Origin of the sequence: Erwinia plantamica (genome assembly GCF_043420595.1) — a bacterium.
In the GTDB taxonomy this organism is placed as follows: domain Bacteria; phylum Pseudomonadota; class Gammaproteobacteria; order Enterobacterales; family Enterobacteriaceae; genus Erwinia; species Erwinia aeris.
Window position 1 is genome coordinate 129376 of the sequence record NZ_JBGCUC010000008.1, and the last position, 23863, is coordinate 153238.

At 47.0% G+C, this 23863-nt stretch carries 22 protein-coding genes; 9 read left to right on the top strand and 13 right to left on the bottom strand.

Going from position 1 to position 23863, the window contains the following annotated elements:
• Positions 1–191: 191 nt before the first annotated feature.
• The 6 genes from AB3U87_RS10615 to AB3U87_RS10640 all read right to left on the bottom strand — a co-directional run bounded on the left by AB3U87_RS10615 (position 192) and on the right by AB3U87_RS10640 (position 7093).
• The gene (locus AB3U87_RS10615) at positions 192–1136 is read right to left on the bottom strand and encodes a fimbrial protein (protein ID WP_301252151.1); all 945 of its coding nucleotides are present in this window, start codon (positions 1134–1136) and stop codon (positions 192–194) included.
• 44 nt (positions 1137–1180) lie between these two features.
• The gene (locus AB3U87_RS10620) at positions 1181–3679 is read right to left on the bottom strand and encodes a fimbria/pilus outer membrane usher protein (RefSeq protein ID WP_253455994.1); all 2499 of its coding nucleotides are present in this window, start codon (positions 3677–3679) and stop codon (positions 1181–1183) included.
• Between the two features lie 139 nt (positions 3680–3818).
• Positions 3819–4502 carry a fimbrial biogenesis chaperone gene (locus AB3U87_RS10625; RefSeq protein ID WP_394148938.1) on the bottom strand — a complete coding sequence of 228 codons (684 nt, stop codon included), beginning with the start codon at positions 4500–4502 and terminating at the stop codon, positions 3819–3821.
• Positions 4503–4566: 64 nt separating this feature from the next.
• On the bottom strand, positions 4567–5109 hold the full coding sequence (locus AB3U87_RS10630; protein WP_253455989.1) for a fimbrial protein: 543 nt from the start codon (positions 5107–5109) through the stop codon (positions 4567–4569).
• Between the two features lie 191 nt (positions 5110–5300).
• Positions 5301–6077, bottom strand: a complete 777-nt coding sequence (locus AB3U87_RS10635; protein WP_253461144.1) for a transcriptional regulator — start codon at positions 6075–6077, stop codon at positions 5301–5303.
• Positions 6078–6454: 377 nt separating this feature from the next.
• Positions 6455–7093, bottom strand: a complete 639-nt coding sequence (locus tag AB3U87_RS10640) for a transcriptional regulator (protein ID WP_253455986.1) — start codon at positions 7091–7093, stop codon at positions 6455–6457.
• 1503 nt (positions 7094–8596) lie between these two features.
• On the opposite strand from AB3U87_RS10640, the gene hemA reads away from it, so the two are divergent.
• From hemA to AB3U87_RS10660, 4 genes are read left to right on the top strand one after another with little or no spacing between them, the layout of a single operon-like run.
• Positions 8597–9850: a 5-aminolevulinate synthase gene (gene hemA / locus AB3U87_RS10645; protein ID WP_394148939.1), complete on the top strand. Its 1254-nt coding sequence runs from the start codon at positions 8597–8599 to the stop codon at positions 9848–9850.
• Positions 9847–10359 carry a GNAT family N-acetyltransferase gene (locus AB3U87_RS10650; RefSeq protein WP_301253268.1) on the top strand — a complete coding sequence of 171 codons (513 nt, stop codon included), beginning with the start codon at positions 9847–9849 and terminating at the stop codon, positions 10357–10359. The genes hemA and AB3U87_RS10650 overlap by 4 nt, the downstream gene beginning before the upstream one ends.
• A 6-nt stretch (positions 10360–10365) precedes the next feature.
• Entirely contained in the window at positions 10366–11451 is a 1086-nt protein-coding gene (locus AB3U87_RS10655; RefSeq protein ID WP_301253270.1) for a Gfo/Idh/MocA family protein, read from the top strand.
• 12 nt (positions 11452–11463) lie between these two features.
• Complete coding sequence (locus tag AB3U87_RS10660; protein ID WP_301253271.1) at positions 11464–12648, top strand: MFS transporter; 1185 nt, start codon at positions 11464–11466, stop codon at positions 12646–12648.
• Between the two features lie 130 nt (positions 12649–12778).
• On the opposite strand, the gene AB3U87_RS10665 is transcribed toward AB3U87_RS10660, so the two are convergent.
• The 4 genes from AB3U87_RS10665 to AB3U87_RS10680 form a co-directional block, all read right to left on the bottom strand.
• A complete protein-coding gene (locus tag AB3U87_RS10665) occupies positions 12779–13792 on the bottom strand; it encodes a zinc-dependent alcohol dehydrogenase family protein (RefSeq protein WP_301253272.1) in 1014 nt (337 codons plus the stop codon).
• A gap of 306 nt (positions 13793–14098) precedes the next feature.
• Positions 14099–14233: a hypothetical protein gene (locus tag AB3U87_RS10670; RefSeq protein WP_301253274.1), complete on the bottom strand. Its 135-nt coding sequence runs from the start codon at positions 14231–14233 to the stop codon at positions 14099–14101.
• A 3-nt stretch (positions 14234–14236) separates the two neighbouring features.
• The gene (umuD, locus tag AB3U87_RS10675) at positions 14237–14656 is read right to left on the bottom strand and encodes a translesion error-prone DNA polymerase V autoproteolytic subunit (protein WP_253455981.1); all 420 of its coding nucleotides are present in this window, start codon (positions 14654–14656) and stop codon (positions 14237–14239) included.
• Between the two features lie 195 nt (positions 14657–14851).
• On the bottom strand, positions 14852–15112 hold the full coding sequence (locus tag AB3U87_RS10680) for a helix-turn-helix domain-containing protein (RefSeq protein WP_253455977.1): 261 nt from the start codon (positions 15110–15112) through the stop codon (positions 14852–14854).
• A gap of 115 nt (positions 15113–15227) precedes the next feature.
• Between AB3U87_RS10680 and AB3U87_RS10685 the strand changes: the two genes are divergently transcribed.
• Positions 15228–15443, top strand: coding sequence for a helix-turn-helix domain-containing protein (locus AB3U87_RS10685; RefSeq protein WP_301730373.1), 216 nt, complete (start codon positions 15228–15230; stop codon positions 15441–15443).
• Positions 15444–15919: 476 nt separating this feature from the next.
• Here AB3U87_RS10685 and AB3U87_RS10690 read toward each other — a convergent pair whose 3' ends face one another.
• The 3 genes from AB3U87_RS10690 to AB3U87_RS10700 all read right to left on the bottom strand — a co-directional run bounded on the left by AB3U87_RS10690 (position 15920) and on the right by AB3U87_RS10700 (position 17900).
• Entirely contained in the window at positions 15920–17023 is a 1104-nt protein-coding gene (locus tag AB3U87_RS10690; RefSeq protein WP_394148940.1) for a nucleotide disphospho-sugar-binding domain-containing protein, read from the bottom strand.
• A 67-nt stretch (positions 17024–17090) separates the two neighbouring features.
• Positions 17091–17546 carry a hypothetical protein gene (locus AB3U87_RS10695; protein WP_253455971.1) on the bottom strand — a complete coding sequence of 152 codons (456 nt, stop codon included), beginning with the start codon at positions 17544–17546 and terminating at the stop codon, positions 17091–17093.
• 48 nt (positions 17547–17594) lie between these two features.
• A complete protein-coding gene (locus AB3U87_RS10700; protein WP_253455969.1) occupies positions 17595–17900 on the bottom strand; it encodes a hypothetical protein in 306 nt (101 codons plus the stop codon).
• A gap of 544 nt (positions 17901–18444) precedes the next feature.
• Between AB3U87_RS10700 and AB3U87_RS10705 the strand changes: the two genes are divergently transcribed.
• Genes AB3U87_RS10705 through AB3U87_RS10720 form a run of 4 tightly spaced genes read left to right on the top strand, consistent with a single transcriptional unit; the run spans position 18445 to position 23806 of the window.
• Complete coding sequence (locus AB3U87_RS10705) at positions 18445–19995, top strand: MchC protein (protein WP_394148941.1); 1551 nt, start codon at positions 18445–18447, stop codon at positions 19993–19995.
• A complete protein-coding gene (locus AB3U87_RS10710) occupies positions 19992–20450 on the top strand; it encodes a toxin-activating lysine-acyltransferase (RefSeq protein ID WP_253455963.1) in 459 nt (152 codons plus the stop codon). Before AB3U87_RS10705 ends, AB3U87_RS10710 begins: the two co-directional genes overlap by 4 nt.
• On the top strand, positions 20440–21714 hold the full coding sequence (locus AB3U87_RS10715; protein WP_394148942.1) for an HlyD family secretion protein: 1275 nt from the start codon (positions 20440–20442) through the stop codon (positions 21712–21714). The genes AB3U87_RS10710 and AB3U87_RS10715 overlap by 11 nt, the downstream gene beginning before the upstream one ends.
• A complete protein-coding gene (locus tag AB3U87_RS10720; protein ID WP_253455958.1) occupies positions 21707–23806 on the top strand; it encodes a peptidase domain-containing ABC transporter in 2100 nt (699 codons plus the stop codon). Before AB3U87_RS10715 ends, AB3U87_RS10720 begins: the two co-directional genes overlap by 8 nt.
• Positions 23807–23863: the final 57 nt, after the last annotated feature.

Genomic DNA, 23863 nt, shown 5'->3' on the forward strand with positions numbered 1-23863 from the left:
GGCACACTAATCCTATCGTCATGCTGTTAAAAACAAAACTGAATTAACTTTGATTTTTTCTTAATAAATGGGGTTTTTTTCTTAATTTAATATCGTCTGGCTTTCTCAATTCCCCAACGAGTAATTATTTTTCTTAATCCCTTCTGTATTTTGTGAATTCCTACATCTGAACCATTTCATCACAGGCTGAATCAGTTCTGAGTGATGGTGAACGTCATTGCGGCATTTGCCGCGCCAGGGGCAATTTCGCCGGTTTGTTTATAGTGAGCAATCAGGGGGATTTCTATCCTCTGCTCTGCGGCACTATGGTAAGTTGTGGCCGTGGTAAAACTAAGGGGCGTTCTGTTTTTATCCATTACCTCAACTGCAACGCCTGACGCCGCATCATTTTCATCATTGATAGTTAGCATACCCTCTCCGTCAGAACTGCCTACGGGTTCAAAAGTAACCTGAACAGGGATATTATCTGATTCACATTGCAATATAACGGAAAAGTTTCGCTCTGAAGAGGTTGCCGTACTGCCAACGCCATTAAATTCGCTACGGGTCGGACTGCCCAGATTGACCGTCTGATTTTTTGAGCTGGTATCCGCCAGACAGCTTTTCTGGATAATGGTCAGGCTATTTACGGTCAGCGTGGCGAAGGATTCCGAATTAAGATAATAATTACTGTAAACTTTACTACCCGTGGTCCCGGGAGTAATAGGGCCTGTTTTGACAAAGGTAAGTTTAACCTCGCTTTTATTTATCCAGGGGGTCAGCAAATTTTGAGATAATGACGTCATATAGGGAATATTTTGTCCCGGTTTATACAGGTCGCCAATCATAACGCCCACCCCAGGAATACCCGTTTCATAAGCGCCGTCGACCGTAGTACTTGCCGTGAGAAGTGACGCTGAGCGATAAGGGCTGGTACCCGTACATCCGACAACGAGCGTTTGCCCATAAAAGCCTTTACTGAATCGGATCCCAAGTTGCTCCCCTATTGTCACATTAGGATCAACCGCAAGCGTAAGAGCACCTGTTGTCGCCTTGGGCTTGCCTCCTAAAACGCAGCTCGCTGCATGGCTATAAAAAGGCAGCATTAATATTAACGGTAAATATTTTATTATGACTGGCGGGTTAAACACAGACATCTTGTCGTTACTCCAGATAACAGGTTAATTTTCAATAGTTATAACTACCGGCAAATACCGTTCAGCAGTCGAATGCCATTTTCTGGTTTGTTTTCCGGAAGCGTGTAGTTAATCCGACATTTTTTGCTCTCGCTTTTACCCCATTGCACCAGCAAAGTCCCTGAAGGTTTAAGCCCATTGAGATAAACCTGACCGGCTTCTCCGACAATATATCCCTGCTTATTCTGTTCATTAGCCTCCACCACCATTGCGCCAAAAGGAACCGGCTGGCCGTTATGCGTTAGCGTCATGATCCCTCTGCCGCCTACCCGGGCGGAAAAACGGGCATGAACAATCGCACCTCGTGTGGGCACTACACTTTGAGTGCTTAACGCCAGATCGACATCTTCAGACAGCGTGGTGGTATCAAGCGCAATATCTGAGCGACGATAAGGAGCAACGTTCGGTACAACGGTATAACCACGGAAATCCGTTTTAACGCCGGTCTGGTTAATTAACTGTACGCCGCTGGCGCCTTCCGCCTCCACTAACGCTGCCGTATTGCCAAAGGGCTGGCTCAAAGTGACGCCTTTACTATGGATAATCACGCCGCCCTCGGCACCATAGCTCACTCTTTTCATCGTCTGGTCATAGCCATAACCGGCGGTGACCTCACCGTAAGTACCGCGATAATCGGCGTCAAGATTGCCACTGTTGCCCGTCCCCTGGCTGGCATACCCCTGGCGCAGGTTCCAGGCAAGGTTGTTGTTTTCCAGCGCCGTACCGCTCAGGCCAGCGCTGTGGCTGACGCTTCCCGGTTTGCTGCTGGTCACCGTATAGTTCGCCCAGCTGTTGGGCAGCCAGCGACTCAGCGGCATGGAAACGTTGAAGGAAAAGATCCGATCTTTGGCGTCAGTGCGATTGCCGGAGAAGTCAGACGAATTACGGTTAAAGCTGTAGCTTACGCCGTAGCTGATGCCGTTATAACTGTTGTTGTAGCTGGTAGAAACCGACTCTATCCGGCGGTTGGTACGCCAGTAGTCTTCCCGTAACAGGCTGAGGCTCAGGGCGCCTGCGGACTGGCCCAGATGCTGGTTCAGCGTCAGCTCCGTGCGGTTACGCGCCTGTTCCCGGTACAATGAGCTGTAGCCTGAACGCCAGGTATCCATCAGCTCGGGCAGAGAATAGTAATCACGGGTCGAATAGCGGTAACCGGCAATGGCAAAGTTAGTCCCCGTTTCATAAAAGTTTTTACTGTAGCGGAGTCGTACGGACTGGCCGTCGGTTTTGCCCTGGTCTTTTACCGTTGACCAGGCATTAATCACGTCGGCAGAGAACGCGCCCAGGCCGCCAAAATTTTTACCGATGCCGAAGGCGAGCGACTGGTAGTTTGCGGCAGCCTGTAAGCCGCCAAACAGCGTAATATTCCAGGGCAGGCCGTAGATAACCGTCGCCTGGCTGAAATATCTTTCGTCAACGGCGCTGTCGTAAGGACGATAGTTACCCGTGGTGAAGCTGTATTTAAGATAGCCTTCACGCGCCAGTACCGGCAGGGAAGCATAAGGCACAACCAGATTCTGCTCACTGCCATCGGCTTCTTTGATGGTGACGTATAAATCACCGCTGCCGCCGGTAGCGTACAGGTCGGCGATCTCAAAAGCGCCCGGCGCAACATAGCTTTGATAGATGATATAGCCGTTCTGGCGAATAATAACCTGAGCATTTGTCCGGGCCGTTCCTCGGACTACCGGAGCGTAACCGCGCAAGCTCTCCGGTAGCATTTCATCATCTGTAACCAGCTGCGCGCCAAGAAAAGGCACGCTTTCGAAGATATCGGCAGGCGAGGTGCTTTCGCCTACGGTAAGCTGCGCTTTCAGCGGAATAATATTACGTTGCAGATAGGTATAGACGGCATCCCATTTGCCTTTATCTTTTGAGGTGCTGCTGCGGTTCCAGGCGGTGTAATTGCGTAGCCGCCATGCTCCCATGTTCAATCCGGGGCGCAGATTAAGGTACTGGCTGTCGCTGTCGTGAGCATGAATGTCACGGGCATAATTATTAGCCGCAGAAAATCGGTAGTTCAGGAACAGCGCCGTCAGCCCTTCATCATACTGCTCTGGCGAAATAAATCCCCTGACGCTGGTGCGCAGTGCTGCTTGCGGAATACTTAACATCAGTCGCTGAGTATTAAAATTGAAGGTGACAGAGGCCTGCGGTATCGCGGTAACCGCAACGCATCCCGCCGCGTTCTCTTTTAAATCCGGAAAGGCCGTGGTGCGCACGCCGTAGGAAGCCAGCAGTTGCAGGCTTAAACAGGGCTGTAGAACCTTCTCGCTTGCTGACCGCTCGTGGCTAAAAAAGGTGATTTTTTTAGTTTCGACAAAGCTATCGTTAATAAAAATATCGACTACATAATCGCCCGGCGCCTGAGACTGTGGATTCTCGAATACCGACAGATCGGTTATCTCCGTACTTCCGCTGCTGGTTTGGAGAAAATTGGGGTTGAACAACTCCCTCGCATTAGCCTGCTTTTCAATCAGACCAGCCAGCAGGGCTGGCAGCATCAGTGGCCAAAGGCAACGGCTAATTTTTTTCTTACATCTGGCAGATGAGGTTCCATACATAATCACATTCCATTGCGTAAGTACAGGTGGGTCGAAAGTTGCAAAAGTTAAAAAAACTTTCGTGATTCATCCTTTAAAATTAAAGTGAAGCATGGTGTAGCTCGCCGATACCGCCATAATCATTTATTAACTTCCAGCTGATGCTGCCAGCAACATTGCTGGCCGGAAGTTTAAAGGTTGCGGATGAGCGTGGCGCGACCAGTCCACCTTCGGTAATACTGTTATTATTAATTTTTATAAACATAAAATTCATATAGTAATCAGAAGGGTTAGTAACGGTTAAGGTTGTTCCTTCTGTTTTCCAGACCAGCTCATCAGTATGCTTTTCCGCTGTTTCTCCCGACAGGGCATCTGGCCTGTAAATCAGTTTGAGTCGGGCGCGCACGGCTATTTGCAGCGTGTTTCTGTTCTCTTCTGATGATGAGGGAATAGACTTGATATTGAGCCAATAGAGAGACTCTTTATCCTGAGGCAATGCACGTGCTCCCCGAATAATGCGCAGCAGATTATTTTCACCGCCATCCATTCTGAATAAAGGCGGCGTGACAATAAAAGGGGGCGTATCTTTAATGGTATTTCCCTGTTCATCTTCGACCCATGACTGGATTAAATAAGGAGAGTTATCCGGGTTTTCTATACCGATTGCTTTTTCTTTTTTGTTTCCTTCGTAAATCAGCCGGCTACCCCCAATAATGACGCCAGCATTGGCGCCTGAGATACTTAACATCCCGATAAAAAACAGGAAAATATGGAAATGTCGCATGTTTTATCCTCCTGGGAGCGATGAAAAACACCATCCGTAACGGATGGTGTTAACGTTCAGCAAATTAATAATTAACGGTAAAAGTCGCTACGGAGTTAGCCGGGCCAGCAGTGACGGTAGCCGCTTTCTGGATATAGCGAGCATAGAAGTCCAGAGTATTGGAGGTGGTACCAGAAGTCAGCGGATAGGAAGCTGACTCGGTATATAAAGGCAGAACGCCACTGCTGTCGGAGAGCTGAATACCTACGCCTGTTGCAACGCCTGCTTCATCAGTCAAAGCCAGCACGGTGTTATCACCTGCATAGGCGATACCATCAAATTTTATTTTTGCCGTGGCTGCGGTTGCCGGACAGTCCTTCAGGGTAAGAGTAAATTTAGTGGCGCTGGCACTGCCGCCAGCCGTTGATCCTACGCCGCTAAACGCGGATTTATGAACATTTCCCATGATAACATCCATGGTTGTCGCGCCAGCACCGTCGAGGTCAACAGTACAGGCAGTATCGATAATGCTGCCTTTAAAGTTAATTGTCCCGTCTGCGGCAGCTGCGGAAGTGGTAGAGAAAATGGTTAATAGAGCCAGCGCTGACAGCGCGTTATACATTTTCATAGTGCTATTCCTTGTTAATAATAATCCTGATAATGCAATTTAAATAAGCCATTCCCGGTAATCTATAGCCGATATGCTAAAAGCAACGGGAATTATCTGTTGCCTGCAAGCTGATGCAGCGCCGATAATATAATCGTAAGATTTGGAAGTAGTCTATATGAAGCATTGTGAATTTATGTTGTTGATGAGATTCATCTGAACAAACTAAGGTTGGGGGACTTGTGAATCACAGCGTGATTTTGTGAAAGAGAGAACCTTCTGTTCATTAAAACAATTTCAGAACAGTCGGTGTTTTGTTTTGCAAAACAAAAAGGTAATTCGCTTTTTTGCTCTTTCGTGGTGGGGGTGATCCCTTTGGCATTTACAGCATAACTGTTAATCAATGTTATGATGACAGAGATTATCAAAGCGATAAGTATCATCGAGAAGATGTGCCTGCATTCATCTCCGTCCGTGAAAAAAAATCGGATTTCCCCTCGATTAAAAAAAGGAAGGGCCTTCCGGGAGCTCTCCTTTTTCTCCGCTTGTGGTGCTATTTTCATATTATGGATTTTATTGTATGACATTTTAATAACATCATTCTCCGGATCCGTTTCTCTGATTTTTTGGTGTGTTATCGTAATGTTCTGGCATAAGGTTAGCCCCTTATGAGGAACGGTAACAATAAATTCACCACTTAATCCGGCCTGCTTTAAAGTTTTGCGCAATATTGATATGTTCTGGTAATAAGTGTTTTGTGAGACGACAACGCCGTTTTTTTGCCAAACCTCTTCAAGGAAATGCTCCCTGGATATCACGGAATGCGGATTCATTAACAGCAGAGTAAGACAACGGCTGGCAGGCATATTCAGCCTGATTTCCTGGTTATGCATGATATTCCTTATAATGCATTTATCAGGATCAAACGTGATCTCTTCATTGATAATGAAGATCACGCCATTTTTTTTACCGATAAGATTTTTTCCCATAGTTATCACTGATGCCTCCTGCATCTGTCAAAGTCATTGCTGCTCAGTCCACTGTTTAAGATCCATCGCGCCATTTAATGATAAAAATAAGTGAAGCAGGCGCCTGAAGTGGTCTGGCCTATCGCTATTCTTATAGTAACAAGATAGTGAAGTCTACAGCAGGGCTGTTGAATTATATCTTATTCACAGGAGATTTTTTTCAGAACGGCGTTCGCCGATCTTCCTTCTTATCTGCTATATGCAACAGCAGAAAAGATGGCCGCCCATCCACGCATTAAAGAGTGTGAAGCTTTCCTTCTTCTTATGGTGTTTTGTCCTTTTTGATCCGAATGGATAAAATCCATCCGGAACTGTTAATTAATATTTATGGTAGGTGTTTAAGGGAAAACTTTGATGGTTATAATAAAATCAAAAAAGAATAAAAGCGTGAATAAGAAAGATGTTTTATATCGTTTCCAGCCTGCATGGGGGAACTTCAGCATTGCTTTTTTTCTCTGCGTTCCTTGTATCAATGCACATGGCTTAACCCCTGGCGAATCGGAGAAAGGTTGTTCTGCCGCGGGCTTAATGCCCGGCGAAGCGACTTCAGTCGGGGCGTTTCCGATGGTAGGTTCAGGCTGGCTGCAGGCCGCCAGCCTGCCTTCCATATGATTAAGCGGGTCTGCTGAAGCTACGGGCAGGATTTTGATTTCAACGGATCGTGGCAGCATCAGTCCTTTACGGGGCACCGTGACAATAGTGTTCTCGTCCAGCCCGGTTTTTTTTAAACATTTACGTAGCAGGCAAATATTTTGATAGTAAGTATTGGCTGTTACATATTTTCCATTTTTATGCCATATCTCATTCATAAAATCCTGCTGAGTGATTATCTCACCCTGTTTTCTTATTAATTCAAGAAAACACAGGCTGGCCGGGTGGTTAAGAGTAATGGCATCAGCTGTACCGTTTAAAAAAAATAGCTTATTATCAGCCGGGCTAAACTTTATAGCATTATTGATAACATAAGAATTGTTCATGTTCCCTCTGAATATCCTCTTCATATCCCTTTGTATGAATAAAAATACCACATTTCTTTTATTCAGCAACAGAGATTTAAGAATTTTCCTAATCGTTGCCAATTAAGCTTATGTCAGAGCGATTAAATGGGTAGGTGGGCACCACCTCGCGGATTACTACCCCCAGTATGATCGCTTCCTGTAGCTGATTACCCTCAATCGTTTGCCCGCAATCGGTGACGATTCGTTGTGGATTATTTCCGATACGCGCCCATTCGCAGCGGCCTGCCACATCAATCAGCACGCGGCTGCCCGCTACGGCAGGCCGGTAACGATCGATAATGCAAAAGCTGCCGTTGCAGGCGCAGAGATAGCAATCATTGTATCTGAATGAAACTAACAATTAGTTATTAATAAGCCAATGATTTTAAGAAGTATTTACCTACTAACTTTTATTATGTGTTTTGTATCGGTTGCTTACTTAAGTTAGCGGCTAACGTGTTAAGTGCTATGGCTGTCGCTGGGAGATATATTTCCCCTGGCGTTAGCAGTAAGCTGCAGACGCCAGGACTTAACGTCGCAAGCGCCGTAAAGCCCGTTCACCGTAGTTAAAAGGGTTTACCGTAGCTCATTTTTTGCTGGGAGTTAGTTTAAGCCGTTCAGAGGAAGGTATAGTTCGGCAGCGCTGTATATGCCTGTAACCGGCTACGCCGGGCGCGCTGAGATGTTTGACATCAGTGTCACTCTCAGCGGCATTCAGGCCTGGCTGCGCACTGCTCGCCAGACTCAATCGCCTCAGGTAGGGAGGCTCAACCGGACTGAATGTCCGCTTTTGCCGAAGCGGACATTCCGACCAGATGCAGCTCCGCTGTTTTGAACTGGATACTCACTTAACACTATCTTGGTTATAATCAGAGCAAAGAATGACAGCCATCAGATTATGGCTTCGTTTATATTATGTACCTTAATGGCACCAATAACCTCTCAGGTATTAGACGTTAGAGGAGTCGATGATATTCTGCCTTCCTTTAATAGCGCCTGCGCTTCAGCGATAAGCTGTCTAAAAGACGGAGACCGGGAGATACCATTGCATCCCCGAATGGCGAGCTAATAATGCCTTTACTGAACAGCCAGCAGCGTCAATCACCGCCTGTAAACACCGGTCAGCCTGCTATCGCCGAGCGGCATGGCTACCACCTGAAGTCCTGTGTGTATCAGCTCAAGTAGTTCATCATTAATACTTATCCTCAAGCATGAGGTTTATCTTAAAAAGAGAAGTCGCCTATTACAGGGAAGTGTGTTTTTTAATCAACTCCGTGAGTTTTCTAATAAAATTGTTCACAAAAAAGCCTTTTTAAATAAGCTTTAGTTATATATAAGTCCTGCCAAGCCTAACACATCGTCTTATAACAAAAACGCAACATTAAGTTACAAACAAGCAATGAATCATTAGATTAACTTAGTTATCATTGTCGACCTCTTAAACATAACTTTACATTTAACGTTAAGGTAAGTCGCAAGAAAATGATTAACTCATTGAAATACAGTAATTTTATTGAATCAAGGATTTCTGATCTTAAGGCTAGCGGACAGTATCGCACGTTTCAAACCATAAACCGGATTAAGGGTTCTTATCCGGAAGCCTATACCGGCGATGATGACCAGAAAAAAGTGGTAGTCTGGTGCAGTAATGACTATTTAAATATGTCACAAAATCCCCAAGTTATTGAGTCCATGCATCAAGCAATTGAACAGTATGGCGCGGGATCGGGTGGTTCCAGAAACATTGGCGGTACGCACTCCTATTTTGAAAAACTAGAAAACGCTATTGCTGACTGGCATGGTAAAGAAGCGGCTTTGGTATTTCCTACTGGCTACAGCTCAAATGATGCCACCATTCAGTGCTTGCTCAGACTCTTCGATGACTGCGTTGTCTTTTCCGATGCTTCGAATCATGCATCAATAATCAATGGTATCCGCAGTACTGTTATTGAGCGAAAAATATTCCGTCACAATGATGTTAAAGATCTGGAAAGACTACTTTCAGAGCAGCCTGTTGACCGTCCTAAAATCGTTATATTCGAATCCGTTTACTCAATGGACGGTGACATCGCACCAGTTAAAGAAATTGTCGCGCTTTCAAAAAAATATAACGCGCTGACCTATATTGATGAAGTTCATGCCATAGGCATGTATGGCCCCAACGGGGCGGGTATTGCTGCCGGTCTTGGTATAGCCGACCAGATAGATATTATCCAGGGAACAATGGCGAAAGCTATCGGCGTTATCGGTGGTTATATTACTGCAAGCGCGCTGATTATCGACGCTATCCGCTCTTTTGCCTCTGGGTTTATATTTACAACTTCATTACCGCCGGCAATCACTGCCGCCTGCTATACGAGCATTCAGCACCTGAAGAGCTCGAACGCAGAGCGAGATGAGCTGCATAAGAAAACAGCGCTGCTCAGGAAACTCCTTCTGAAAAAAAACATCCCGGTAATGCCGATCAGTACCACTCACATCCTGCCAGTACTAATAGGAAGTGCGGATAAATGTAAAAAATCGGCACGTTACCTTCTTGAGAAAAAAGGCATTTATCTTCAGCCTATCAACTTTCCTAGCGTACCGGTTGGCACAGAAAGATTTCGAGTAAACGTGACGCCAGGCCATTCTGAAGCACAAATCTACGCTCTGGCAGATGCTCTGGAAGAAGTGTTCCGCATAATGGACGTGCCTTTTATTCAAAAATCACCTCAGGAGTTAAATACTGTCGCATGAAAGTTTTGGAAACCAGCCCCCCCCTCAGCGCGAAATGCGTGACAGCCGGAACAGCGGATATTGAAGGGTTAATTCGTCTTCGGAAGCTGCTCCTCAGCGACGGCGACGCCCACTATTCTGCGACCTCATCCGAGGAAGACTTAGCGTGGCAGCTGCACTACCAAAAGTGGCTTCTTCAGAAGCTTAATGAACCCACAGGTAATGTGAGGGTTGTGGTTATACATGACGAAGCGGACAACATAATTGCCTGCGCAACGGGCATTCTGGATGAACGAGCGCCCATGCCTGGCATTTTGAACGGCGTGCAGGGATGGATTCAGTCTGTGGTAGTGGCGCCAGAATGGCGAGGTAATGGCCTCGCCAGCCTTCTTCTTTCTGCTTTATTTTCATGGTTTAGCGCCAGGGATGCAGGAAAGGTAGTGCTGCAAACAACGCCAGCAGGTGATGCGCTGTACAGAAAACTTGGATTCAAAAATTCAGGTGAAGATCTTCTGATCAAAATACTGTGAGGAAAAATGGCCGCGTTAAATGTTCTTATTATTGGTCCCGGCTATGCCGGGAAAAGGTATATCAACGCTTTTCAGTCCTTAGAAGGGGAATTCAGGGCGACTGAATTTAACTATGCTTATGTCGCAGTAAGTAAGAAAGATCTGCCGTTCACTTACTATTCTAATATTGAACAAGCGCTTAAGCAGCACCTCCCGGATGTTATTGTTGTGGCGGTCTCAGATGGAAATCATGCTGAAGTCCTTTTCCAGCTGGAGGGCTATAGCGGTTTTATTATCTGTGAGAAACCGCTGGTTAATTCGGCAGACGATCTTCATCGCATCCGGCAGGCGCTCGTCAATACGCTTGGATTCTGTATGGATATGGTTGAAAGGTATTCTGAAGCCACCGACTATTTAAAAAATTATATTCGCGATAACAGCCTCACTCTGCTACGGGCAAACTTCATTTGGGGAAAAGACAGGATACACGACCACAGAACTACCTGTGGCGTACCCAGTGAAATTATTCACTCTCTTGATCTGGTGGAATGGGTGGCGGGCATAAATGAGCATCTGGAGCTTGATGCCGCTATTGGGACAGAATCTAACTTTTCCATATCTGGCGATAACATCCTTGATAGCGTGTCAGTTACTGCCCGGCTTGGAGAAGCCCTTATCACCGGCTATAGCAGCTTTACCAATATAATTCGTCAGCGTACGCTCGATTTTATCTTTTCATCGCCAGAAAAAGAGCTGGTGTATGCCCGGCTGACGTTTGATACGCCTGAGTGGGACAATGACCATCTCAGGCTATGGAAGCACACAAAGCAGGGTGACGAATTGATTCAGGCATTTACCACCTCTTTCGATGAGTCTGAACAGGCGTTAAAAACAATTCAGAAGCTCAGGAAGCAGGTGCGGGAAGTCATTCATTATCTTCTGAATAACTTACCGCCTGAACACGCTTTTGCCGATCTCGATACTTCGCTCAGATTACAGAGGCTGCTTAACACGATTGAGCATAAAGTGCGCCGACTTGGCCCGGCAAACTATGTCCTTAAAGATGAAAGGGAATTGTTCACTGAAGATGGCAGCCTTGAGCAATTAGGCTAGGCGGTTTCACCATTGTTTGAAGGTTATATGAAAAAGATTATTTTCTTATCCATAGGAATGTTCGCTTTAGGTCTGGATGCGTATGTCATCGCCGGTATACTGCCGGCAATCGGACTCACCTATGGCACTAGTGAAGCTCAAAATGCCCAGACCGTCACTGCGTTTACGCTTTGTTATGCTGTTGCCGCCCCTCTGTTTTCCGCCCTTCTGGCCGGAAAATCTGTTCGTAAAATTCTTAGTGTCGCGTTAGTGATTTTTTCCGTTGCGAATATCGGCAGCGCATTAAGTCCCGACCTGCATACTTTATTATTCTTTCGGGCGATTGCAGGAACAGGGGCGGGGCTTTTCTCACCGGTTGCAGCGGCGGCGGCGGCGGCCCTGGTTAGTCCGGAACGTAAGGGCCGCGCGCTGAGCATGATCCTGGGCGGCATGAGCACCGGAACGGTAATTGGCGTGCCTTTGGGGCTAATCCTCTCGTCCCACTTTGGATGGCAAAGCACCTTGTGGCTGGTAACCGTTATTGGTGTCGTTGGGCTGATTGGCGTGGTAGCGGGCTTTCCTGATATCACCGTTTCAACACCGCCTTCGTTATCGGCTCGCTTTAAGATGTTAGGCAATCGTCAGGTAGCTGCAACCGTTGGTGTCACCTTTCTGACGGCACTCGCCAGTCTTGGCCTTTATACTTTCATTGCGCCCGTGCTTAAGGAAGTCTCTGATGTGAATGCTATTACGCCTTACTTATGGGCGTGGGGCATTGGCGGGATGATAGCAAGCTTCAGTGTGGGCCATGTGATCGACTGGTGTAAAAAACCCGCCATTTTACTGGTCTTCATTTTGCTGATTATGGCCCTGTCGCTGTTGAGCATACCGATTACTTCTCAGTATGGGCCGGCGTTCGCCTTTCTCTCTTTCATCCTCTGGGGAGCTACAGGTTGGTCATCGCTTGCTCCTCAACAGCACAGTTTGCTCAGAATGCAGCCGGAGCACGGCGCAGCTGTGGTAGCGCTGAACAGTTCCAGCAATTATTTAGGCGGTGCGGTAGGGACTATCTGCGGTGGGTTACTGATTTCTTACGGCATCCACGCCAGCAACCTGCCTTATTTCGCTGGCACAGTAGCAGCACTGGCCCTGGTGAGCCATCTGGGGATCCTGGCATCACGACGGACTGCGGCTCGCGAAAACTCTTTCAATAATTAAAACAGTTTAACAGGGGCCAACTCAGGCCCCTTTATTTTACAGCGTTTACGGCCATAGTGACTGATCTGTTCAAACCATACCGGCTCTGAATCATCTACACAGCACGCTTAAATCCTGCCGCTATTTTAATCTATTGAAGAGTAATAACAATTTTGCCCGTGTGTTTTTTCCCCTGCATAAAGCGCCAGGCTTCTACCGCATCGTCAAACGTAAAAGTCCTACTAATTAAAGGATGAAGTTGTGCCTGAGAGATAGCTCTGTTCATGTCTTCAAAGTCTTCACGCGAGCCCACACTCATTGGCATAAGCACTGCACCACTTGCATAGATATCCATAAAGTTCAGCATGCTGTTACCCCCGGAAGCAAAGCCAAGCAGAATAATTTCGCCACCCTTCGTACAGGATTTTATGGAGTGAGCTATGGTTCCTGGCCCCCCAACTTCTACAATACGATCCACACCTCTGCCTTCCGTCAATTCTCTGACCTGCTGATACCAGTCGCAATGCTGTGTGTAATTAATTATATGGTCAGCGCCCTGCTCACGGAGTAGCTGCTCTTTCTCCTGAGTTGAGGTCAGGGCAATCACTTTTACGCCCAGTAGCTTTGCAAATTGCACTGCGAACAACGATACTCCGCCGGTGCCCTGTATAAGAACCGTCTGGCCTGCTTTAAGCTGTCGCGGTTTCATCAGGCTGTTCCACGCAGTCACTGCCGCACAAGGCAAGGTGGAAGCCTCTTCAAAAGAGAGATGCTGCGGAATGGAGACCAGCGCCTCCTCACTGATAACTTTATACTGAGTCAGCCATCCATCCTCTTCCAGTCCCCATGCCCCTCTTCCAGTATCCTGAGTTAAGGCGCCTGCCTGCCAGTTAGGGAAAAATATGCCTGCGACTCTGTCTCCTTTACGGAATCGGCTCACATCATCACCTGTCTCGACGATTTCACCGGCCCCGTCAGATAGCGGAATGAGGCCTTTGCGTGGAGAAAGCGTTCCTTTGCCAAAGAGCATTGAGAGATCGCGGTAGTTAAGGCTACAGGCTCTGACTTTGACCAGCACTTCTCTTCGGGATGGTTTCGGCTCGTCTTCAATACGCATATTAAGGGCGTCCAGACTACCAAAGCTGTTGATGCGAAAACATTTCATAATAAAATCCTGTTCTTAATATTTGCAGCATTAACTTTAGACGATTCAGTAAAGAAGATGATATGTAATGTATATGCTGAAAATATAATCAGCTCAGATAGAGCTATTACTCTGTCAGAAGAAATTTGGAATCAACGCACTGAGCATTTATCGATCATACGAAACGCGACGCTCAATATTCGTAACCAGCAAGCGTATACCCTGAATCACCTAATAGCGTAAGTTCCAGGGTATGAAAGTCTATATTTCGCTCATAGCAGACCAAACAACACTCCAGAGCTGCTGACCTGAAAAGCATCAAATTAACTAACGTTTCTCACCACTCAGATCATTATTAGTCGGCACCAGCTCGTGCAGCCGACTGAACAAAAACTTAACCTGATGCGGCGGCGAAGTCTGAACGTCAGAGGCGCAGGCGCGATAAACCCGATTTTTCAACATGGCTTACTCCATCGCCTTAATGGTGAAGGTCACCACGCCAAAAATATCCAGCTGCTCTTCTTCCGCCAGCACTATCGGCGGCCAGGCCTTGTTCATCGCCAGCAGCCGCACGTCCGGGCGCAGCTGCAGCTTTTTTACCGTGAACTCGCCGTTTACCGCCGCGACCACGATATCGCCGTGATCGGCGGCAATACCGTTATCGACCACCAGCAGGTCACCGTCATCGATCCCGGCATCCTTCATTGAGTCGCCGCTGACGCGAATGTAATAGGTGCTCTCCGGCCGCTGCACCAGCAGATCGTTTAAGTCCAGACGTTGTTCAACATGGTCGTGCGCGCTGGCAGGTGAGCCGCAGGGCACGCGGCTCATAAAGAGCGGCAGCCGCAGAAGCGCGCGGACTTCGACCGGACGAAGTAAATTCATGGGGTTATCCCGAAATAAGCTGTATATAAACACAGTATTATCATTTACGGGAAACGATCAAGCCTGACGATGGTTTTTTTGCTTCTGGCGACAGAGGAAAAGACATCGGAACAGGCGTACAGCTTGTGAAATAAGGGGAGCGACCGCAGGGCTGGCGATTGTCTGAAAAGCGACAGGGCCACTGTTAAAGCGGCGTCAGGCGGGACGTTGTCTCTGGTGCCAGAGCGCTAAAATCGTCTCGGCGAAGGCGTCATCAATCGTATAAAAATAGCATTCCGGCACGTTGAGCACTTTTGCAAAGGCGCACATCGTTTCAAACGTTGGACGATGGATCCCGCCTTCGTATTGCGAAACGCGCGAGCGCGCCGTTTCCTCTTCAATGCCTGCCAGAACGCCCAGCTTTTCCTGAGTCAGACGAGCATGGAGACGGGCGGCTTTCAAACGAGCTGGGATCATCAGTAACACCATCAACAATCATACATTGACTTACTGTTTAGCATTACTTAACATCGTAGTTGTTTAGTGATACTCAACAAGCAACGTCTGATGGAAGCTGACAAGGATGACAGAGATAACCGATAAGGACTGGCACCCGGCAGATATCATTGCCGAGCTGAAGAAGAGAGGCACGACGCTGTCTGCCGTTTCCCGCGAGGCTGGGCTGGCCTCGTCCACGCTGGCCAATGCGCTGAACCGCCATTGGCCAAAAGGGGAGAGGCTGATTGCCATAGCCCTGGACACCGAGCCGGAGCGCATCTGGCCTTCGCGATATAATAAACTCAGGTAAGGATGGCGGCGTTAAAATGATTAGCCGAATGTGTAACCGGTGAGCGTATCGCCTGTGATATTTCTGCGCTTACGCAACCCTTTTTTCATCAAATGGCTTCTTTATCAGCATCGACTTCGTCCCTCCGGATCGACAAATCTTTATCACATACCCCAGCAAGATAAATTTATTGCTGTAGCTGCCGGTCAGAACATTATGTTCAGACATACCGCACAGCGTCAGGTGACCAAACCGGCATAGCTAATAAAGAAGTTATATCGGAGCAGAATGCGGAGAAAGTTGAACAGGCACTGATGAGAATAAGAACTAAGCCCGAGGCATGAACAGACAACAAAGCGTTAAAAGCAAACGTTGCTAACATTCATTTGCGTTAATGAAATCGAAGCTGTTTTTGCAGTATAGAGTCCAGCCAAAAGCCTGACTGGCCATAGTTATTATCTGTTGGCGTAAGGATCAAATAGCGCAGCTGACGATGATTAACCGCTTAGCCTTGTAACAAGCTCTTTTGCAACGTCTGAAGGGCTGGGTTGTGCAGCCATTTCCACGGCAACCTGTGCCGAAGCTTCGCGCAATGCTTTATTGCCCAAAAAGGTATTGATCCCTTCGCTTGTGATGCCATTTTTACCGGGTATGATCCCACAGCCTCGCTCAACAACAGCTCTGGCGTTAACAGGTCGATCGGCACCTTCGCCAAACACTATCTGAGGGATGCCGCTGCGTAAGGCTGTCAGGGTGTTGCCTGCGCCGCCGTGATGAATAAATCCATCTGCGCCGTTGAGAAATACGCCCATCGGGATCCAGTCGACCAGTCTTACATTTGGCGGAAGCTGACGTAGGCCAACGCGTGCATTGGCCGCCAGCTGAAGAATAATGTCAGCATCCACGTCATCTGCCGAGTCCATGACCCACGAAATTAAATCCAGGCCATCGACCATGGGTTTAACGGTGCCAAGACTAACCAACAAACGCTTTCGTGTCGGGGTTCTCTCCCACCATTTTTGCCAGACGGCGCCCCCATTATAGGGAACGTACTGCATAGAAATGACGGGTTCGCCTTCATTTTTCAGGATGCTCATGCTCGGCGGTGTAACATCAATCCAGGCAAGATCGCGCGGCGGTGCAGTAACGCCATGACGAGCATAGGCATCGGCCAACGATTGCGTCACCATTTTTATATGCCATGACGTATGGGCGAAACCCACCGACTGCATCACAACAGGAATACGGTATTTGGCCGCGATCAGGGGGCCGACCACGCCAAGCGGAGGATAGACGATCAGGTCGGGCCGCCATTTGCCAGCCAGCTCTATAAGCCGGTCGGCCATTTGGTCACTGTAAAAAGAGAAGTTTCCTGTTTTATTGCTTTTTTTTCGTTTCTCTTCCTGACGTCGGTATTCGGATTCGGAATCAAGATTTGGCGCAGCATCAAACGTCACCAGACCTGCTTCGGCAGCCTTCTGTGCAAACTTTCCGGCGCTGGCGATTAGCACTTCATGTCCGTTAGCGCGAAATCCCTGAGCCAGAGATAGCACGGGAAATAGCAGGCCATATAAAGGAGGGCCGATAAAAAGAACGCGCATGGGAAAACCCTTCTCTACAAGAAATAATGATCAGCGTTTTGTCTGTCAGGTACGCCTCAGATTGAGACTATTTAGTCGCATCTTCAGAAGGTGCGCCGGCATTAAGCTGCTTAATAACCTTCTTCAGGATGTTATAGGGACCGGTAATCACCAGGGTTTCGTTTTTTCTGTTGAGATAAATCCGCTGAGATTTAAATTTCATATAGCGATGCGCCGGGATGTCGTAATAGCCCAAACCATTTTTTTTATATTTGTAACGCTCCAGGATTACTGCCAGCTTGTCCACATAATCGACAGAATCAATACGCAGGCGGCCTATACAAGTCAGCCAGAAATTAACGGAAAGTCCGCACAACATTCCGACAAAACCGTTCTGTACATTGCCATGACCAAACAAAGGCAGAACCCAGTAAATCACGGCGGAAAAAATAAGCACGACGGCGATGCAAAAGAGCAGGCGAAAACGGTCAAAACGCCACTGGTCAAGCAGGCTCAGTCGATGAAGCGTATAGCGAGTATTCACTTACTAATTTCCTTTCAATACAGAGCAGCCGCCCGCAGGTAAAACAGGTTAAGCGCCTGAAGACGATGAAGAAGAGGCTGAATCGCCGCCAAAATAGCTACCGACGGCATCGTAACCGGCAGAGATAGCCGAGCCAATGGCATCACCGCCAAAGTAACCAACGCCTGCACCTACACCGCTACCAATAATGGCACCGGCAGGCCCGCCCATGCCGGCACCGATTAAGGCTCCTTCTTCTGCTCCTGCATAGGCGCCAGCGGTGCCACCAACGGCAGAACCGATAGTCTGAGCAGCGCCCACAATATCCGCAGCCCCGCTGGCTAACTGCATTTCTTCAATACTTAAATTGCGCATTTTATTCTCCTTTGATGTTGTCTGATTGTACATTTTTGTAAAGTATAATAACGCTATCTTTACAGTAAGCAATAAAAAATTAGTTTCATCTGTTCGTGATTATAAGTTCTACAAACCTTACCTTTTAATTGGTCGCTATTTTCCCGGCGGGATTGAGAGGTAATAAAAATGATACCGCAGTCTATTTTTGTCTGGCTAAATTATGCTCGGGTAGTTTATGTATACATGGTCCTAAAAAATAACGCAGTTAAATTATATTAAATGAAATTATCATTAGCTGGCACTAGCGTAATCATTGACGCAATACTGACGCTTTGATAAATTTAAAAAAAATTTAATTTTGTTCCTGTAGTGTCTAAAGGCTCTTTATTATAAATTCTGTACCCTTTTTATCTTCTGCTATTTCTTTTTGGATAAGAAAATGCTCAATAAAATACCCGCTGCTTATTATGTATCTTATGACCCTATTTAAGCGCGTTGGAAATTACCCGCCTAAAAAGAAGCAAAACGCATATCATCAAAACACGTTGGAGAATGCCAGCAAATGAGTCATTCCTCTTTGCTTTCAGGCCTGGCAGAAAATCTGGTGCCTTTTTATGCCCAACAAGTGTCATCCTCGTTGCTGTGGTGCGCTGCGGACGTTGAAGATCCAGAAGCACTACGCAACGCCTGTAGCTATCTGATCGATCCAGCCCGTTCCGCTGCGACCAAAAAGTTTTATGCGGAGCGTTATGGCGGTAGCGGCATTCAGCGCAACGGCGGCGGTGCCCGCTGCGGTTTTGACGGGCATTATCAGGTGAAAGGAATGGGGGCTAATCCCTTGGTGGGTAAGGGCTCAGACGAACGTCACTCAAATGGTACATTGAGCGCCGTTCATGCGCTTTATGAAGCTTTATGGAGCGAAGTGCTGGGGCAAATTCTCCCTTATGGCGCGGTGCAAACGCGCGCAGTTTTACTTATCGACAATGATATTGCCAACGCCGGTGAACTTGCGGCAGGCTCTTCGCGGCGGGCGCTGCTGATCCGTGAGCCTGTAGTGCGTCCGGCTCATTTCGAACGGGCACCCTATTTTCGGCCGCAGCCTGACTATGCCGGGCAACTATTGCATGATGCCCGACGGGTGAGTTCTGTCATCCGCCAGTTGCCGATAAGTTTGCCGATGCCGCCAGATGGCTTTAGCGAGCGGGCTTATCGCGATCCGCAGCGTTACTGCATCGAAGGATTATGTGAGCTTGCCAGACGCCAGGCACGGCAAATGGCATTTTGCCGGACACGTTTTTTGAGGCTAACGACGTCGCCATCCAATATCTCAATGGACGGCAAGCTGCTGGATTTTAATGGCCTGAACTGTCTGTTCCCGGACGAAAGTAGCGATAGCTTTGAATACCATCTCAGGCTTATGGCGCTGATGAAAGAGCCAGCAACGTTGCAAAAGGGGCTATCCAATCTTTGCCTGTACGCAGGTAAATATCTGTTCGATTCGGGATTCACGGTGACTGCCCGTCAGCAGACAGAAGACGTCTTTCAACAGGCTTTCCAGGACGCTTGCTACCGTGGCTATTTGGAATTGTTGGGTATAACCATTCCCTTACAGAAACCAGTGCCTGAAACGCTAAAACCTTTAGTTAAAAACTTTGTGGCATTTATTGCCAGGCCTGGCAACATGCCGTATCGCGGTGAAAAGAATAGATTTTCACTGGAAAACATTGTTACAGGTTTAATCCAGCGCTGCCAGGGACAAAGAGGTTTACATGATAATGACCTGGAGGAAGATAACCGCTTTCCGGAACTGTTGCGAAGTTATACCGACGCCATAGGCTGGCTGACCAGCACTTGCCATGAGCAGGGAGTTGATAACGCCGCAATGATAAAAGAAGTGGAGCAGAGCGCGCGACAAAAACTGCTGCCCCGAGCCTGTTTAGGCAAAGTGCAAATGTTTGAAGAAATAGCGCATCTGCTAAAAACGCATGAAAAAGATATTGTGTCTCTGAGGCAGGCATTCGTCGCAATGGGGATCAAAATGCAGACATTTGCTAACGACGTATTAGGCAGTAGCGCATTAGCCATTCACGGGCACCAGGCGAGAAAACAATGACATTGTATATACAGGAAACCGTAGATGGCCAGGATACATGGTCAGCCCAGGAACAGATTGGTTTTGCCGTTAGCTGTATGCTCCATAACCGTAATTACAGCCTCTATCCGGTTTTAACTATTCAGCTCTGGACCGAATACGCGATACAGCACCACCAAATAAAATTTCTTTTCGACGTGCAGGGTTTTCCACTGGCCTATATCACCTGGGCATACCTGGCTGCAGATACGGAAAAGAGATTGCTTGACGATCCAAAATTCCGACTGCACCCTTCTGAATGGAATGAAGACGGCAGGGTTTGGATCCTCGATTTTTGCTGCAAACCCGGTTTTGGCCGCAAGGCTATTGAGCGTTTTTCCCAACTACGACCTTGGGGTGAAGAACCAGTGCGCTGGTTAAGCCGTAGGAAGAAAATTAGAGTCGAAACATTCCGAGGAAGAAAATTTGTTTCGTAAGGAAGCAATAGAAAACAGGAAAATGCAATGGCATGGGCGTGCGATCTTATTGCCGGGCATTCCGCTCTGGTTGGTTATATTAGTCTCTGTCACTTTCATGGTGGCTTTTCTGGTATTTATTACGGAAGGAACCTATACGCGTCGAGTTAATGTCAGCGGAGAAATTACTACCTGGCCACGGGCGATTAATATTTACTCCAGCGTACAAGGGATCGTGGTGAAGCAGTTTGTCCATGAAGGGGATATCATAAAAAAAGGTGACCCTGTTTATCAACTGGACGTTAGCAAAAGCACGCCAGGCGGCGTCGTCAGTGAAAATCGTCGGAGGGATATTGAAAGCCAGCTGGTTCGCGTAAGGAATATTATCTCCCACCTGAAAGAAAATAAAAAAGTCACACTGGCTATGTTAGAACAACAACATATGCAATACAGTGATGCATTCCGACGCTCATCAGATATTATCAGACGAGCTGAAGAGGGCATAAATATCATGAAAGATAATATGGAGAACTACCGGAAATACCAATCAAAAGGACTGATCACCAAAGATCAGTTGACTAATCAGGTGGCACTGTATTATCAGCAGCAAAATAATCTTCTTAACCTGAGCGGGCAGAATGAACAAAATGCGTTACAGGTAACCAATCTTGCAAGCCAGGTTCAGACGCAGGCGGCAGAATTTGATAATCGCATTTATCAGATGGAACTACAGCAATTCGACTTACAAAAAGAGTTGGTTGACACCGACGAGGGCGAAGAAATCGTTATTCGTGCTCTTTCTGACGGAAAAATAGATTCAATGAGCGTCACGCCAGGGCAAATGGTAAATGCTGGGGACAGTCTGCTACAGCTTCTCCCTCAGGTCATTGATCATTATTATCTCATTATTTGGGTGCCTAATGATGCTGTACCTTATATTTCACCGGGAGATAAAGTTAATATCCGTTATGAGGCTTTTCCGGCAGAAAAATTCGGCCAGTTTTCCGCAACGGTGACGACCATCACCAGGACGCCAGCCACAGCAAAAGAGATGCTCACTTATCAGGGATCTCCTGGGTATTCATCAGGCACCTCTGGCCCCTGGTATAAGGTAATCGTTAAACCTGAAAAGCAGATTATTACTTATGACGGGAAACTTCTGCCTTTGGAAAATGGTATGAAAGCGCAAAGCACATTATTTCTGGAAAAAAGAAAAATTTACCAGTGGATGCTTTCACCACTCTATGACATGAAGCACAGCGCCACAGGACAGGTAGATGAGTAGCACTGCTTTTAAAAAGATTGTGAATCAACTGGATTTGCGGTGGCAACGGCGAGTTCCGGTTATTCATCAGACAGAGACTTCAGAATGTGGACTCGCCTGTTTGGCGATGGTATGCGGACACTACGGCAAAAACATTGATTTGATATCGTTGCGACAGCGGTTCAATTTATCGACGCGCGGTGCCAATCTTGCTGGTCTCAACGGTATTGCAGAACAGCTGGGGATGGCGACCCGTCCTCTGTCATTGGCCCTAAGCGAGCTGGGCGCGCTGAAAATGCCCTGCATACTTCACTGGGATTTTAACCACTTTGTCGTGCTGGTCAGCGTGAAACGCAACCGTTTTATTCTGCACGATCCTGCCAGAGGACGAAGGCATATCGGGCTTGAAGAAATGTCGCAACACTTTACCGGTGTCGCGCTGGAAGTCTGGCCCGGCAGTGAATTTACAGAACAAACGGTTAAGAATCGCCTGAGCCTGCGTACGCTGATTAGTAGTATTTATGGCATTAAAAGTATGCTGGCAAAAATATTTTTCCTGTCAGTAATTATTGAGGCCATCAATCTGGTGATGCCGATAGGTACGCAGCTGGTGATGGATCATGCTATTCCGGCAAGCGATAAAGGATTATTAACTTTGATTTGTTTCGGATTAATGTTCTTTATATTTCTGCGAGCGGCAACGGGCATTGTTCGAGCCTGGTCTTCACTGGTTATGGGGACTTTTATTAATGTGCAATGGCAGTCTGGCCTGTTTAATCATTTGTTAAGGCTTCCTTTAACTTATTTTGAAAGGCGCAGGCTGGGTGATATTAATTCTCGTTTTGGCTCGCTGGATACGCTACGTTCTACCTTTACGACCAGCGTTGTTGGCGCCATCATAGACAGTATTATGGTCGTCAGTGTCCTGATAATGATGGCGCTATATGGTGGTTGGTTAACCTGGTTTGTACTGGGTTTTACTGCGGTCTATGTTATTATTCGGCTATTGACCTATGGTCATTACCGTCAGGTTTCAGAAGAAACGCTTGTCAGAGGTGCGCGTGCCAGCTCCTATTTTATGGAGACATTGTATGGTATAGCCACGGTCAAAATACAGGGAATGACGGAAAGGCGCGGAACACACTGGCTGAATTTGAAAATTGATGCGATAAATTCTGGTATCAAATTAAATAAGATGGATCTCCTTTTTGGCGGAGTAAATACGTTTGTAGCTACATGCGATCAGATTGCTATTTTATGGCTGGGCGCTGGGCTTGTTATCGATAACCAAATGACCATAGGTATGTTTGTAGCATTTGGTGCGTTTCGTGGCCAGTTTTCCGACAGGATTGCTTCACTAACAAACTTTCTCCTGCAACTGCGCATCATGAGTCTGCATAATGAACGTATTGCGGATATCGCTTTACATCAACGGGAAGAAAAAAAAGCGGATATCGACTATATCGCGACTATGAATCCGGTATCGCTGGAAATATCAGATATCAGCTACAGCTACGATAGTCAGTCAGCTGCGATATTCAGCAGCCTGTCGTTTTCAATTTCACCAGGCGAAAGTGTAGCGATAACAGGTAACTCTGGTTCGGGCAAGACCACATTGATGAAAATATTATGCGGGCTGCTTGAACCTGATACCGGTAAGGTAATCGTTAATGGGATTGATATCCGTCAGACGGGAATAAATAACTATCATAAAATGATTGCCTGTATCATGCAGGACGACAGGTTATTCTCTGGTTCAATACGTGAAAATATCTGCGGATTTGTAGAGAATGTAGATGAAAGCTGGATGATAGAGTGCGCCAGAACCAGCTATATTCACGATGTGATTATGAAAATGCCTATGGGTTATGACACGCTAATTGGAGAACTGGGTGAAGGACTGTCAGGTGGGCAAAAGCAGCGAGTTTTTATTGCCCGCGCACTTTATAAAAAGCCTTCTATTCTGTTCATGGATGAGGCGACAAGCTCTCTTGATAGTAATAGTGAGCGGTTTGTAAATGGAGAAATTAAAAAGCTCAATATTACAAGAGTTATTATTGCACATCGGGAAAAAACGCTTAAGGCTGTCGACAGAATTATTGCAATAAATTAGTTGCTTGTATGCACGGCGCAACATGGAGGCGTGGTGCATATCTTATAGCCAATGTCG